Source organism: Paenibacillus sp. PL2-23 (genome assembly GCF_040834005.1).
Lineage (GTDB): Bacteria > Bacillota > Bacilli > Paenibacillales > Paenibacillaceae > Pristimantibacillus.
The window spans coordinates 752,703-766,819 of the sequence record NZ_CP162129.1 but is presented as its reverse complement, the minus strand read 5'-3'; the positions used below and the strand labels follow the sequence as shown (position 1 = coordinate 766,819).

12 protein-coding genes are annotated in these 14,117 nt (G+C 54.8%); 3 read left to right on the top strand and 9 right to left on the bottom strand.

Annotated features, from left to right (window positions below; all coding sequences use genetic code 11):
• Positions 1–24 precede the first annotated feature (24 nt).
• Genes AB1S56_RS03250 through AB1S56_RS03230 form a run of 5 tightly spaced genes read right to left on the bottom strand, consistent with a single transcriptional unit; the run spans position 25 to position 4,531 of the window.
• Positions 25–1,059 carry a tyrosine-protein phosphatase gene (locus AB1S56_RS03250; protein ID WP_340871345.1) on the bottom strand — a complete coding sequence of 345 codons (1,035 nt, stop codon included), beginning with the start codon at positions 1,057–1,059 and terminating at the stop codon, positions 25–27.
• A 39-nt stretch (positions 1,060–1,098) separates the two neighbouring features.
• A complete protein-coding gene (gene phnE, locus AB1S56_RS03245) occupies positions 1,099–1,938 on the bottom strand; it encodes a phosphonate ABC transporter, permease protein PhnE (protein WP_340871344.1) in 840 nt (279 codons plus the stop codon).
• Positions 1,938–2,729 carry a phosphonate ABC transporter, permease protein PhnE gene (gene phnE / locus AB1S56_RS03240; protein ID WP_340871343.1) on the bottom strand — a complete coding sequence of 264 codons (792 nt, stop codon included), beginning with the start codon at positions 2,727–2,729 and terminating at the stop codon, positions 1,938–1,940. Before phnE (AB1S56_RS03240) ends, phnE (AB1S56_RS03245) begins: the two co-directional genes overlap by 1 nt.
• A gap of 2 nt (positions 2,730–2,731) precedes the next feature.
• A complete protein-coding gene (gene phnC, locus AB1S56_RS03235; protein ID WP_340871342.1) occupies positions 2,732–3,529 on the bottom strand; it encodes a phosphonate ABC transporter ATP-binding protein in 798 nt (265 codons plus the stop codon).
• 39 nt (positions 3,530–3,568) lie between these two features.
• Positions 3,569–4,531: a phosphate/phosphite/phosphonate ABC transporter substrate-binding protein gene (locus AB1S56_RS03230; RefSeq protein WP_340871341.1), complete on the bottom strand. Its 963-nt coding sequence runs from the start codon at positions 4,529–4,531 to the stop codon at positions 3,569–3,571.
• Between the two features lie 188 nt (positions 4,532–4,719).
• Here AB1S56_RS03230 and AB1S56_RS03225 point away from each other — a divergent pair, with 188 nt between their 5' ends.
• From AB1S56_RS03225 to AB1S56_RS03215, 3 genes are all read left to right on the top strand, one after another.
• Positions 4,720–5,370, top strand: coding sequence for a GntR family transcriptional regulator (locus AB1S56_RS03225; protein WP_340871339.1), 651 nt, complete (start codon positions 4,720–4,722; stop codon positions 5,368–5,370).
• 146 nt (positions 5,371–5,516) lie between these two features.
• Entirely contained in the window at positions 5,517–6,047 is a 531-nt protein-coding gene (locus AB1S56_RS03220) for a sigma-70 family RNA polymerase sigma factor (protein ID WP_340871372.1), read from the top strand.
• A complete protein-coding gene (locus AB1S56_RS03215; protein WP_340871338.1) occupies positions 6,040–7,278 on the top strand; it encodes a hypothetical protein in 1,239 nt (412 codons plus the stop codon). The genes AB1S56_RS03220 and AB1S56_RS03215 overlap by 8 nt, the downstream gene beginning before the upstream one ends.
• A 587-nt stretch (positions 7,279–7,865) precedes the next feature.
• Here the strand turns inward: AB1S56_RS03215 and AB1S56_RS03210 are convergent.
• From AB1S56_RS03210 to AB1S56_RS03195, 4 genes are all read right to left on the bottom strand, one after another.
• A complete protein-coding gene (locus tag AB1S56_RS03210) occupies positions 7,866–10,940 on the bottom strand; it encodes a glycoside hydrolase family 2 TIM barrel-domain containing protein (protein ID WP_340871336.1) in 3,075 nt (1,024 codons plus the stop codon).
• Positions 10,941–10,973: 33 nt separating this feature from the next.
• Complete coding sequence (locus tag AB1S56_RS03205) at positions 10,974–11,798, bottom strand: carbohydrate ABC transporter permease (protein WP_340871335.1); 825 nt, start codon at positions 11,796–11,798, stop codon at positions 10,974–10,976.
• Complete coding sequence (locus AB1S56_RS03200; RefSeq protein ID WP_340871334.1) at positions 11,791–12,666, bottom strand: sugar ABC transporter permease; 876 nt, start codon at positions 12,664–12,666, stop codon at positions 11,791–11,793. Before AB1S56_RS03200 ends, AB1S56_RS03205 begins: the two co-directional genes overlap by 8 nt.
• A 118-nt stretch (positions 12,667–12,784) precedes the next feature.
• Complete coding sequence (locus AB1S56_RS03195) at positions 12,785–14,092, bottom strand: extracellular solute-binding protein (protein WP_340871333.1); 1,308 nt, start codon at positions 14,090–14,092, stop codon at positions 12,785–12,787.
• Between the last annotated feature and the right edge of the window lie 25 nt (positions 14,093–14,117).

Genomic DNA, 14,117 nt, shown 5'->3' with positions numbered 1-14,117 from the left:
TTCCTATAGCGCCTATGGCGCTGTTTATTCCAAATAATAGTCGCGCAGCCGCTCCAGCTCCTCCTCGCTTAAGCCCAGCCCATGCTGCCAGAAGCCTTCAAAGCTGCCATAGCGCGCATCCATCTCCTCGAAGGAAGCCGCCAAATATTCTGGTCGAGCCGCCACAAGGGCTTCAATCACTTCAACAGGCAAACGGGCAAGCATCGCAGCATGCGCTTCTGCTTGCGCGCTGCCAACCATAGACGTCTTGAAGCGCTCCGAGAAATGATTCGTTAAAGCGTAATCCTCCAATATCGTATCGCGGTTCACACCCAGCGCTTGGAGCAGGACCGAGGCGATAAAGCCGGTACGATCCTTGCCAGCGGCGCAATGGAACAGGGTTGGAGCGCCATTGCGCTGCAGCAGCCTGCGGAAGTAGTCCGCCGTCAGAGCCGTATTGGCTACCATAGCGCGATTCATGTGCGCCAGCATATCCATGCTGATCGTCTGGCCCGACATCAGCTCCTCCGGATTAGCCGCAGCCAGGAAGCTCAGCTGCTCATTCAGCGCAGAGCCGATAGGCGGACTAGGGCTGATCGCCAGTTCCCCGTCCGAACGCAAATCGCATATCCATGTCAGCTGGAGCGAAGTCAGATAGGAGAGATCGGCTTCCGTTAAGCGCGACAAGTCTGCGGAGCGGAACAGCTTGCCCCACTTCACGGAACGCCCGTCCGCCGACGGATATCCGCCCATGTCTCGGAAGTTGAACGCGCCCTGAAGCGGCAGAATTCGCTCGGCCACCGCAAACGTTCTATCATCCTCGAACGTCACGAAATAATAGCCTCGACTGCCTGGCTTCGGGTCCGCGAACGTAAGCTGCTGAGCCTGCGTCACGACCGCCACGAGATGCGCCTCCTGTTCCCGGAAGCCCGGGGAGTCGCTGCGATATACAGCCGCCTTGCCCACCGCAGCCGGCGGAAACCAAGACAACCTCAGCTGATCCTTGTCCAGCCTCTCCAATATAACCGTATGAATGCCCAGCGCCTCGCTTGGGGATGTCTGCTCTTGTAGATTCATCATCGTCTCTCCTCGTATAGTAAATGACAGCGGATTGTCCGCCTACGCCCGTTTGCGCATGCGCAGCTTCAGCCGGTTGGATATGATCTCCACCGTGAATACCATCACGAATATCACAAAGCCGACAAATAACGCCTGATCGAACCGATAGCTGCGCATGGCGTGAGACAGCTCGAAGCCAATCCCGCCCGCTCCAACTGCACCTAGAATCGTCGACTCCGCCAAGTCCCCTTCGAACCGCATGACACACCAGGCAAGCAGCGCGGACAACGCGCAAGGCAGGACGCCCTGAAGGATGATCTGCAGCCAGCTTGCGCCCGTCGAGCGAAGCGCCTCAATCACGCCTTCATCCACTTCCTCCAGCGACTGAGCGAACACCTTCACCAGACTGCCCGCTGCACCGACCGTAATGGCCAGCACGCCGGGAAGCGGTCCCATGCCGACCGCTACGATGAAGATGAGCGCCCAGATCAGCGTCGGGATCGCCCGCAGCAGAGAAGCGGCGCTGCGGACAAGCCAGCTGACGATTGGATGCGGCGTCGTATTGTCTGCCGCCAGGAACGCCAGGAAAAAGGAGATCACAATGGACAGCACCGTCCCCAGAATCGCTACCTGAATGGATTCCACAGCCGCGCTTAGCACATGCTGCCATTGCGAAGCGTCCGGCGGGAACATCAGTTCGACGGTCTTCGTGAATTTTATGGCCCCTGACAGCAGGCGGGAGTAGTCCAGCTTCAGCTGAATCAAGCTGAAGACGAAGAAGGCGACGGCGATGAGACCGTACCCCACCAGCATACGGCGGCTGCCGCCGGTGGCCGGTGCCGAAGCCGGCTGTTCTTCTGGCTGCCGATTTGCAGGCATAGTTGTTGGATGGACGGCCATTAGATGATCCTCCTTCGGATGGAATTGGTCAGCATTTCTGTCGCCAGCACGATGACGAGCACCAGAATAACCGCCATACTGACATCCTTGTATTGGAACAGCTTAATGCCGGATTGAATGGCGAAGCCCAGACCCCCGCCTCCGACCATGCCGACAATCGTCGACGCCCGTACGTTAATCTCGAGATTATAGAGCGACCAGCCGATGAAGCTTGGCAGGAATTGCGGCAAGACCGCCTGCCCGATGACCTGCCAATAGCCGGCGCCCGCTGCGCGCAGCGCTTCGACCTGTCCCATGTCGATCTCCTCAAGCGACTCCGCGAAGCAGCGAACCAGCATGCCAATGGACACAATTAGGAGAGACAAGGTGCCCACCAGATTGCCAAGACCGAATGACGCGACCAATAGAATCGTCCAGATGATGACCGGAATGTTCCGGAACATGGCCGAAAACGCACGAAGCGCTACCTGCAGAACGGGATGCGGAGATGTCGTAGCAGCCGCGAAGATCGAAAGCCCACCCGCAATAATGGAGCCTATGAACATGGCTACGAAGCTCATATAGATCGTGTCGAGCGCCGGCCCGATGAGATCAGGCAAGCCGGAGAGGTCTGGCGGCATCAGATCGACGAACAGAAAGCTCGCTCCGTCGCCGAAGCCTCCCCACAGGGCCGGCAGACTGAAGTTCGTCCCGAGCGCCGACCAGACCGACAGCCCGATAATGAGAGCCAGAATAAGAATGAGCTGATTCCGTTTTGTACGCTTGATGCTCTGAAGCTGTTCCGAGCTCATCGTTATGCCGTCTCCTTCCGCGCCAGCTCCTCGTCGCCCTCGCTCGCAGGCTCGGCCGGCTGCTGGTTGTAGATCATGCCAATCATCTCGTCCGTCAGCTGATCAGGCGTGCCGTCGAACACCTTCTTGCCCTTGTGAATGCCGATAATGCGCGAGGCATATTTCTTGGCCATATCCACCTGATGCAGGTTGCACAGGCACGCAATACCGTCCTCCGAGCAGAAACGGTGCAGGCTGCTCATTACGGTCTCGGAGGCAGCGGGATCGAGACTCGCGATTGGCTCGTCGGCCAGAATCAGCTTCGGCTTCTGCGCAAGCGCCCTGGCGATGCCAACGCGCTGCTGCTGGCCTCCGCTGAGCTCGTCCGCCCGCTTATGGGTCTGCTCCTTCAGCCCGACCCGCTCCAGCAGCCGCTTGGCTTCCGCTACGTCATCCTTCAAGAACAGCCCCAGCGCGCCGCGCCAGCTGCTCATATAACCCAATCGGCCATGGAGAACGTTGGTCAGCACGGACACGCGCTCAACCAGATTAAAGCCTTGGAAGATCATGCTCATTTCCCGGCGGATATTCCGGAGCTTGCGTCTGCCCGATCCAATCGTCTGCACCCCTTGGAAGGCAATACTGCCTTCCGTTGGCTCCACCATTTGGTTCAAGCATCTCAGCAGCGTGCTCTTCCCCGCTCCGCTCGGCCCAATCACCGCGATGAATTCGCCTGCCTTCACCTCGAAATCAATACCGGAGAGCCCTACCGTTCCGTCCGCATACACCTTCTTCAAGCCTTTCACCTGCAGCAATGCCATGTTCCCTCGTCCTCCTGATCCTTATTGGGTCTGTCCTTGTTATTGGCTAAGCATCTCTTCCGGAGACATCTCCAGCATAGCCGCTACCTCGCGAACACCGTCGAAATCTGAATCCTCCGCAGGGAAAAAGCCCTTGGCCCCCACGCCTTCAAAATAAGCCGGATTTTTCTGCGCGTAGCTAAGCGCGAACTCGCGCATCTTGTCTACCAGGTCCTGCGGCAAGTCGCCGCGGTAAGCAAGCGCTCCTCCGCCCGGAATGGGATCAGATTCCGCAATGACGCGGACATCCTCCGCTTTGATCAGGCCTGCTCCCGCGATCATCTCTATACACTGGCTGCAAGTCGCCGCTCCGTCAGCGTCGCCATTCGCAATGGCCAGAAGGGATTTATCATGGCCGCCGGAGAAGGATACGTTGCTGAAGTATTCCGGAATTTCATCATTCTTCAGGCTCAGAAGCTTCATTAAGGTAGCGCGCGGATACAGATGTCCAGTCGTTGAAGCTGGGTCCGCGAAGAGGAAGCTTTTGCCCTTCAAGTCCTCTACCGATTGTGCCGGGGAATCCTTTGGCACTATGATGACGCTGGTGCCCTCCGAGCCCGGACCGTTATTCATCGCCGCCAGCAGCTTCGCATTGCTTCTCTCTACCGCGATAATGTAGCCGAAGGGGCCATAGGTGGTCATATCTATTTTTTTGGAGCGCATCGCTTCAATCATCATATTGTAATCTTCGCCTTCGAACGTCTCTACCTCAATGCCCAGGTATTCGCCAAGATCCTTCGCGAATTGGTCCGCGCTGCGGCTCAGCTCGCCATCCTCCATCGGCAGGCTGCCAATTCGGAGCACCTCTGGCCATTCCGTTGATGCCGTCGTTTGCTCACTCTCGGAACCGACATTGGTTGTGCTGCCGGAGTTGGCGTTGTTGCCGCAGCCTGCCAGCATCACCATTACAGCCGTTACAAGCAAAGCGAATTGCCATTTGTTTTTTCTCAACTTTTTAAGCACAGTACAGCCTCCTAAATGGGTTTGAGTTTATCTGGTACGCAACTAGAATACAAGTTGAATGTAAATAGAATGTTTGCTCTGTTTTGAGAGATTGTGAAGGGCATTTATGACTTGCGCGGCGGAAAGCCCGACTGTTAAGATGAAGTTAATCAATAGCGGCATTTATGCGGAACGATGAAAGGATATGGATGATGGCCTCTCAATCTTTGGTAGCGACGGCTTATACGATTTTGAAGCAGAGAATTATAGAAGGCAGGCTCGTTCCAGGAACGCTTATATCAGAGAATGAGATCGCGGACGAGCTCAAGATGAGCCGCACGCCGGTACGCAACGCGATCACGCATCTGGAGTCGGAGGGGCTTGTTGTGTCGCTCAAAAACCGGGGCGTGCTCGTGAAGGAAATTCTCGGCAAGGAGTTTCTCGATATGTACGAGGCAACCTTGGCCATGCTGGTCTACACCTTGGATGTGATTCGGGAGAGAGAAATTCAGCTTAACCTGCCTCGTCTGGAGGAAATATTGGAGAAGCAGGTGGAGGCGGAGCAGGCGGATGATTATTTGGCCTATATCAAGCATTCCATGCTCTTCATTAAAGCGGTGGTCTCCTCCATTCATAATCAAGCCATGATTACAGTGATGGACGGCTATGTCGACAAAATATCGATGGCGGCCTATCTGAACTATAAGAACACGCCATACGTCAAACATTATTCCATGAATGAGCTGAATCGCAGCATCTTCCGCGCGCTGTCCGACGGCCAGGAGGAAGAGGCGAAGCGCCTCGTCAAGAAGGTGCTGGCGTCCGCACGGGATCGTATGCTCTCGAGCGGCCAGTTCTAAGACCGAATGGCTCTCCAGCTTGGTTGCTGGGGAGCGTTTTTTTGCTTATGCCGCAAAATCTGTAGAGACCGCTCTACTTCTCAAAGCCAAATATTTGTGCCAGACGTCTAATATAAGACAGCAACTGCGAGAGGAGGAGGAGCGGCATTCGCAAGTGGAGCCAAATCGGGAACGTCGACAGCTTCGCCCGGCTATTCGCCGAATATGAGGCGGAGCTGTACCGCATCGCCTTTGTCTATGTTCGCCACGAGCAGGATGCGCTCGATGTTGTACAGGAAACAGCGTATCGCGCGTTCAAAGGCGCACATCAACTGAAGGAGACACGCTACTTCAAAACATGGCTCATCCGTATCGCGATCAGCTGCGCAATGGATTTGCTAAGAAAACGGAAGCGGCTGGCACTGCTCTCTGCTCCGAGTCATATGGATAACTTGCCAGAGCCGATGTTCGAGAGCAGCAATGAGAAGAGCGTTGATTTGTCCTTGTCCCTGCAATCCATCCTTCATGAGCTGGACGACAAAGAAAAAGGCTTGATCCTGCTGCGGTATTATCAGGATTATACCATTCGTGAAACGGCAGAGCTGCTAGACATGCCTTTGGGTACCGCTAAGACCATACTTTATCGGGCGCTTGGCAAGCTGAGACTCGCCATGCGAGAGGAGGATTACGATGAGTGAACCGATTCGTGATAGGATTTCATCTATTCCGCTCCCGTCCGAGCTTGGCGAACGCGGGAGGCAAGGCATCCTGCAGGCGGCGGCCGAGCTGTCGGAGCGTCGTCGCAGGAGACGACTTGTCGGGATTACCGCCGCCGTCATTGCCGGAATTACGCTGATCAGCGCATTGTCTTGGAATTCTGGAGTGATGGCTTCCATTCAGAAGGCGCTGCAATTTGTGCCGGGCTTTGGTGTAGTCGCTAATGAAGACGAGAACAAGCGGCTAGTGCTGAAGGAGCTCGTTCGGCATGAGGTGAGAGGCGGGTTCATTGTCATTAAAAGCGTATCCGTGGATTCTAATATGGCTTATATCGAGATGAACGGGGATGGAGGCTCGTGGTTCGGAGAACAATTGGCGCTAGAGCAGAATGGCCAGGCATTTATCTTAAAACGATCCATGTCTGTCAGCAGCTTAAGGGATTGGTCAGCCGCCTATTGGTACGACGGCAAGCTGGAGCTGGAGTCTGGACACGTCATGCTGAATATGCGTGCAAGCAATCAAGACTTCCTTATTCCTCTGTCGCTTGAATACGCCGACTCCTATGCCAGCTACGAGGAACTGGGACCTACAGCGACCAAACATGATATTTCCATAACGGCCGTGTTGTCACAGTTCGGCGATCGCACCAGAATTTATTTGGCTGCTAGACACCCCGATGATTTTCGTATATCCAACTACGGCGTTATCGAGACATTCGGCAAGCAGCTAACGGTACAGGATGATCAAGGGACACGGTATGAGATTGAAAAAATTCAAGGAATAAGCGCTCCTGGGGGTGATTTTACCGTTCAGCTTCTGCAGCTTCCAGATCGCTCTTATTCATTGACTATCCCGCACATTGCCGTCACTTACAGGGATGAAACCTCAATTATGCTCGCAGCAGAAACAAATCTTAGCTTGGACAAAACGATTAAGCTTGCGGGGTATCCGATCACGATTACCGGGACTGAGCTGATTGGGGAGAACAGTATGCGCGTCTATGTAGATGTTCACCGCGACGAGGCAGCCGCCAGCTCTTTAGTGATGTTTGATTTGCAGGAGAGGAGCCACATGATTAAGCTTAACGATGAGATGGATGCGATGTTGTACACGGAATTTGAGATTGAGCCTGACGAGAAGGCGGTCAAGCTAAAGCTCGCCAACCCCGACGTCATCTGGAGGGGACCCTGGGTGCTGGAGCTTAACCCTTAAAACGAGGGTGGACGCAGCTGCCGTAGCCACACGTCGTGTGGCTATAACACAAACTAGCTGCTCCTAAGCTTAAACAACGATACCTCATGTCGCTGTTGCTCGCTGGGACGCTTCAATTGCTGCCATAGCCACACCTCGTGTGGCTATGGCACAAACTAGCTGCTCCTCAGCTTCCATAACGATACTTCGTGTCGTTGTTGCTCGCTGGGGCGCCCCAGTCGCTGCCATAGCCACACCTCGTGTGGCTATGGCACAAACTAGCTGCTCCTCAGCTTCCATAACGATCCCTCGTGTCGCTGTTGCTCGCTGGGGGCCTAAGGTGAAAAGGGCCATATCCCCAAAAGCCCATCTTTTTAGATGTACTTTCTGCAGCTAGTGTCGGTCATAAGAGGCCAATTGATAAAAATAACTGTACGTTCTGCATCTAGAGTGTGGGTTGATAAGCTGCGCTTTCTTCATCATCTAAACAACGACAAACGACAAGAGGCTATCCCGCCAGCCGCCGAAGCAGCGAGGGATAGCCTCAATTATTATCCTTACAATCTGTCGATTACGCATTACGCCATTACGGCACTACGCACTACCATCTACACCCGCTCGATCACAAACGAGAAGGATAGATCCTTGTCGCCCGGGATGGTGAACTCCTCATGAACCGGGGCGCCCCAGCTGTCGTCGCCGCCGACACCCATCTGGCGGCCGGCCACCGTCACGACGGTGTAGTGGGTCGGCGGCAGCTCGTAGACATGCTGCGCGCTCTCCAGCTCGAATGCCGTGTACGGCGAGAAGCTGCACTCCACAGGCTCGCCGTCGGAGACGATGCGGATGCCGTGGCCCACAGCGTCTGTGACGCTCGCATGGCGCACGCCAGTGCGATTGCCCGACTCCTGCGGCATCGCGTAGTCCGACACCGCCTCCGCAACCGTGCCGGAGAAACGGCACAGCCTTGCGCCATTGGCACGGTCCACGTAGTTCTCCGACGGTCCGTGCGCATACCAGTCCAGCCGGTCGTAATCCGCCGGAACCTTGAAGGAAACGGCAAAGATCGGCAGCTGCGGCAAGCCTGCCGCACCCTTGTAATTCGACTGTACGCGAATACTGCCGTCCCCGCGCACCGTGTACGCGATAACCGTCTCTGTCTCCGCGCTTATGGAGAACATATAGCGGTATGCGATGGTGACGCCCTCCGCTTCCTCCTTCACCTCGGCAAGCACACCCCTGCGCGCCAGGCTGGCGGCAAACCAAACGCCAGACGTGAAGCCCTGCGCGAAGCCGCGGTCATTGTCGGTGGTCGCCCGCCAGAACAACGGCGCGGGCGGCGCCGCAATCATCTCGCGACCGCCGTAGCGCAGCGAGATCAGACTCATCGCCTGCTTGGAGAAGATGGCGCTGAAGTCGCGGCCATGGACGCCGATGTTCACATCGCCATGCACGACCTTCAGTCCCAAGCTTGGAAGCGGCTCACCTCGGGCGGCAGAAGCTCCCGCTCCTATAGCAGCACTCGCTCCAGCAGCGCGGAACACATGCTGTCCAAAGGCTGCCTCATGGCCCGCCTCCGCCCAAAGCGTGCCCTCCTTCAGCCGGTATGAGGCTTCCAGCACATATTCGCCCGCCTCAAGCTGCGGCTCGCCCAGCTTCACCGGGAACCGCTGCTCCGCAAGCGGCGCTACAACCGCTTCGACGACGACACTCTCCAGTACATGGCCGTCCCTAGACAGCGTGCAGACCAACTCGTACCCTGACGTATCGACGAATAAGTTCTCGTTCCGCACCGTTACGCCGTTCCGATCCACCGTCAGCTTGACGTTCTGATACAGATACTTGACCTCCTGCATCTTCGGCGACAGCCTCCGGTCCGCATAGACGATGCCGTTCGTGCAGAAGCCGTAGTCGGTCGGCCGGTCGCCGAAGTCTCCGCCGTATGCCAGATATTCGCGGCCATAACGATCCTTCTTGTAGACGGACTGGTCGATATAATCCCAGATGAAGCCGCCCTGGTACATAGGATACTCGCGCTCCAGGTCCGTATATTTCTTCATCCCGCCAAGCGAGTTGCCCATCGCATGCATGTACTCGCAGCTGATATAGGGCTTGTCCGGATCATTGTCGAGATACTCCCGAATATCCTGCGGCTTGGCATACATGCGGCTCTCCATGTCGCTTGCTTCCGTGAAGGCGCGGTCGTAGAAGACACCCTCGTAATGGACGAGCCTGCCGTTGTCCACGGAGCGGAAGTAACGAGCCACGTTTACGAGCACGTCCCCGACATAAGATTCGTTGCCAAGCGACCAGATGAGGATCGAGGGATGGTTTTTGTCCCGCTCGTACATAGAGACCGCACGATCCATCACAATATCCTGCCACTCCGGCAGACTGCCCGGAATATTCCAAGACGGCTCCACCGCGCCCATCTTCTGCCACGAGCCATGCGTCTCCAGATTCATCTCGTCAATGACATAGACCCCGTACAGATCACAGAGCTCGTACCAATAGCTTTGATTGGGGTAATGGGAGGTTCGCACCGCATTCAGATTATTCTGCTTGAGCGTCTGAATATCCCACAGCATGTCTTCCTTCGTAATCGCCCTTCCTCGGCGAGGGTTGAATTCGTGCCGGTTGACGCCCTTGAATACAACGCGTTGTCCGTTCAGCAGCATAAGCTTATCCTTCATCTCGAACCGACGGAAGCCTACACGCTGAGGAATCGCTTCAATGAGACGCCCTTCCCCATCCAGCACTTCGATCAACGCATCGTACAAATAGGGCCGCTCCGCGCTCCACAGCGACGGCGAAGACAGCTCTGCCGTTAACGATGGCTGCAGCGAGCCATCCAGCTCTACCGCTGCGCTCGCGACCTCTTCTCCGTCAGCGTCGCTTAACGTCAGTCGAGCCCTCACTCCCGCTGGCGGGGCCTCACGGAACGAGAGCGCAGCCGACAGCGAGCCGCGTGACAGGGACGCCTCTACCTCCGCTTTCATATGGAGATCATATACATGAACCTCAGGCACGGTATACAGATAGACATCGCGGAAAATGCCAGAGAACCGCCAGAAATCCTGGTCCTCCAGCCAAGCTCCCGTGCTCCGCTGGTATACCTCAACAGCCAGCTTGTTAACGCCCTCCCGCAGGAATGGTGTCAGCTCGAAGGCTGACGGTGTGAAGCTGTCTTCGCCATAGCCGACGAACTCGCCGTTCAGCCAGACGTAGAACGCTGTCTCTACGCCTTGGAACGAGATAAACAGCGGTCCTCCCGCCATCGATGCCGGCACTTCAAATTCCTTCACATAGCTGCCAACGGGATTATCCGTATCCGATATCAACGGCGGCCGCAGCAGCTCATGACCATCCCATGGGTACATGGTATTCACGTATTGCATCTGGCCGTAGCCCTGCGTCTGAATATGGCCCGGCACCTCGATGCTTCCCCAGCCGGCGACACTGAACTCGCTCTTATAGAAGTCAGCCGCGCGCGAAGCCGGGTTCGGTGCGTACATAAATTTCCATGTGCCGTTCAAGCTATGACGCATAACCATCGTCCCCCGCGCCAGCGCTTCCTCCCGACTGGTGTAATACGTATGATCGGAATGCGCCGGCAGGCGGTTCACCGCGAATACAGCCGGATCGCTCAGCCAATCAAGGCTGGGCTTCGTTACTCTTGCCACACCTATCCCCTCCGCTTTTAAACGTTGATTTTATTACTTCACCGAGCCCGTCATACCTGCGACAAAATGCTTCTGCATCAAGAAAAACACAATCGCGGTTGGCAAGGTTGCAATCAGGATAACCGTCATGATTACCCCGTAATCCGGCGAATAGCTGGAGCCAAGGTTCGAGATGAGGAGCGGAATCGTCCGCTTCTCCGGCGATTGCAGCACGACGAGCGGCCACAGGTAGTTGTTCCAGCTGGACATGAACGTAATAATCGCCGCAGCGGCGTAGGTCGTCTTCATCGTCGGCACATAGACCCGGAAGAATACGCCAAGCTCGCTCAAGCCGTCAATTCGCCCAGCCTCGAGCATATCCTTCGGAAACATCTTCGTGCTTTGACGGAAGAAAAAGATCAAAAACGCTGTGGTCACCGTGGGCAAAATGACCGAAGAAATCGTATCGATCCCGATGAACGGCATCGTCTGCGAGATGCTGCCGAACATCCGGTAGAGCGGCACCATAAGCGCCGCGAACGGAAGCATCATCGACAGCAGCAGAATGCTGAAGACGATATCCTTTGACTTGCTGCGGAAAATTTCGAACCCGTAGCCCGCAAGGGAAGCAATCAACATCGCAAGAATCGTTGTTGTGATTGAAATTTGAGCAGAGTTCAGCAAAGCCGGAACGATATCGATCGTATCGAATACCTTTTTCAAGTTTTCGCCTAGATATGGACCCGGAAGCAGCTTGCCCTGGGTGACGTCGATGGAGCGATTGGTCGAGCTGACGATCATCCACAGGAACGGGAAGATCGATACGAGCGACGCGATACTCAGGAAGAGGTACATGAAGAAGCGTTTCAGCTTACCCATTCTTATCACCTGCCAATTTGAACTGTAGGATCGAGAAGATCACGATCAGAATAACGATCGCATAGGACACGGTAGCGGCATAGCCGAAGTTGGGCGTGTATTTGAACGAAAGGTCATAGATATATTGGGACAACGTCATAGTCGCGTTGCCGGGTCCGCCCTTCGTAATGTTCATAACCTCATCGAACAGCTGCAGGGTGCCGATCGTGGATGTAATCGACGTAAACAAGATAATCGGCTTCAGCAGCGGCACGGTAATGCTCCGGAATTGCCGGAAGGATGATGCGCCATCGATGCGCGCAGCTTCGTAGATGGAATTGTCGATATTTTGCAGGGCGGAAAGATAAAAAATCATGTTGTATCCGGTCCACCGCCACGTAATGGCGATAATGATCGTAATCTTGGCCCAGAAGGGATCCGTAATCCATTCAATGGGAGCATTCACAATATGCAGCTTGAGCAGCATCGTATTGATCAGGCCATCCGGTCCGAACAAATACTTAAAGATAACAGAATAAGCAACAAGAGACGTCACTGCGGGCAAGAAAATAGCGGTTCGGAAAAAGCCCTTCAGCTTCAAATTTTTGTCGTTCAGCAGCACCGAGATAAACATGGCCAACAGGATCATGATCGGCACCTGAACGATAAGGTAGATAGACGTGTTCTTCAGCGCTGTTAAAAACGATGTGTCCGACAGCAGCCGCTTGTAGTTATCGAGTCCGACGAAGCTAAGGTTAGTTCCGGTCCCGGACTGGAATGACATAATGAGCGCTTGGATCATCGGATAAAAATAAAACACGCAGATCATAATGACCGCGACGGCGATAAAGGACCAGCTGATCGCGTTCGTCTTCGCCTTAATGTTCATGGCCTTGCCTCCTCATGCACCTATATTTCAAAGAAAAAACCTGAAGCAGGCCGCCCGCCGCTTACCCGTAGGCTAGGCAGCGAGCGTCTGTCCAAGGTTTTCCCTTTACGATAAGATCTTATTTGATTTGCGAATCGGCTTGCTTCTGAGCGTCGGCAAGCACGTCATCGATGGATTTACCGTTCAGGTAATTTTGCAATTCTACCTTTAAGATGTCGTCGATCGCGTACGTGTGCATGCCATAGTTCACATTCGGAATTTCAGCTGTCCATCTAGCGAAATCCTGAACAATGTTCTGACCGGCGAAGAATTCGTTAGCGGCTTTGTACGCTTCGCCTTCCGCAGCCGGCTTATACGTGCCGATCGCGCCTACTTCTGTAATCAGCGTCTGGTACAGATCGACGTTGGAGCCCAATGTTTTGCCCAGGAATTCAGCCGCTGCTTCTTTGCCCGGCACGTTCAGCACATACCACGAGCTGCCGCCAAGGTTGGAGGCGTTGATGGAGTCAGCGTTATTCGTCAGCTTCGGAATCGGAGCGACTGCCCACTTGCCCGCTTGATCCGCCGCAGCTGTGATGGATGGCGTGAACCAGTTGCCCGTCGGCACGGAACCGACTGCGCCGCTGTTGTTGTTAGCCACGAACTGGCTCCAGTCGGCATGAACCTTCACGATGTTAGCGTCCATGAGCTTCTTGTACGTCTCGAACGATTCCTTGATAGCGGGGTTGTTCTGAATATTAGGCGTCTTGCCGTCTTCATCCGTGTACCACGCGCCAGCGGATTGGATCATGATGCGCATGATGCCAAGGTCATTCGGGTCGAGCGACAGCCAGTCTTTACCCGTTTTCTCTTTCACCGCTTTGCCGATCTCGATGTATTTGTCCCATGTAATGTTTTGAACGTCGTCGACCGTGTAGCCGGCTTGCTCCAAATAGTCTGTTCTTACATACAGACCCGTTACGCCGGAGTCGAACGGAAGACCATAGTTTTTGCCGTCCAGGCTTGTCGGCCCAAGCTTGTAATCCGCGAAATCTTCTGCTTTGAACGTATCATTCAAAGGATAGAACATGTCCGGATAAGCTTGAAGGAAGCCTTGCGCCCGGTAGTCCTCGATCAAGACGATGTTCGGAAGACCCTTGGTCGTTCCCGAGCTCATACCCGTATTCAGCTTCGATACGATGTCGTTTTGCGCGTTCTCGATAATTTCAATGTCCAGGTCTGGATTTTCAGCTCCGTAAGTATCCTTGGCCAAATTCAATACTTTGATGTTGAAATTGGGATCCCATGCCCAAATTGTGATTTTTTCCGTTTCCTTGCCGCCATTGTCGCCGCCCGCGTTTCCGCTGTCGGTTGTGTTGTTATTCGTACCGCACGCAGCAGTGAGCGCAATCATGCCGGCGAGTACTACAGCCATCATTTTTCTCATCTCTTTGACCTCCATATTATCTATG

Coding starts and splice junctions, on each gene's coding strand:
- AB1S56_RS03250 (WP_340871345.1), bottom strand. CDS start 1,059: ATGATGAATCTACAAGAGCAGACATCCCCAAGCGAGGCGCTGGGCATT.
- AB1S56_RS03205 (WP_340871335.1), bottom strand. CDS start 11,798: ATGGGTAAGCTGAAACGCTTCTTCATGTACCTCTTCCTGAGTATCGCG.
- phnC (WP_340871342.1), bottom strand. CDS start 3,529: ATGGCATTGCTGCAGGTGAAAGGCTTGAAGAAGGTGTATGCGGACGGA.
- phnE (WP_340871344.1), bottom strand. CDS start 1,938: ATGGCCGTCCATCCAACAACTATGCCTGCAAATCGGCAGCCAGAAGAA.
- phnE (WP_340871343.1), bottom strand. CDS start 2,729: ATGAGCTCGGAACAGCTTCAGAGCATCAAGCGTACAAAACGGAATCAG.
- AB1S56_RS03195 (WP_340871333.1), bottom strand. CDS start 14,092: ATGAGAAAAATGATGGCTGTAGTACTCGCCGGCATGATTGCGCTCACT.
- AB1S56_RS03200 (WP_340871334.1), bottom strand. CDS start 12,666: ATGAACATTAAGGCGAAGACGAACGCGATCAGCTGGTCCTTTATCGCC.
- AB1S56_RS03215 (WP_340871338.1), top strand. CDS start 6,040: ATGAGTGAACCGATTCGTGATAGGATTTCATCTATTCCGCTCCCGTCC.
- AB1S56_RS03225 (WP_340871339.1), top strand. CDS start 4,720: ATGATGGCCTCTCAATCTTTGGTAGCGACGGCTTATACGATTTTGAAG.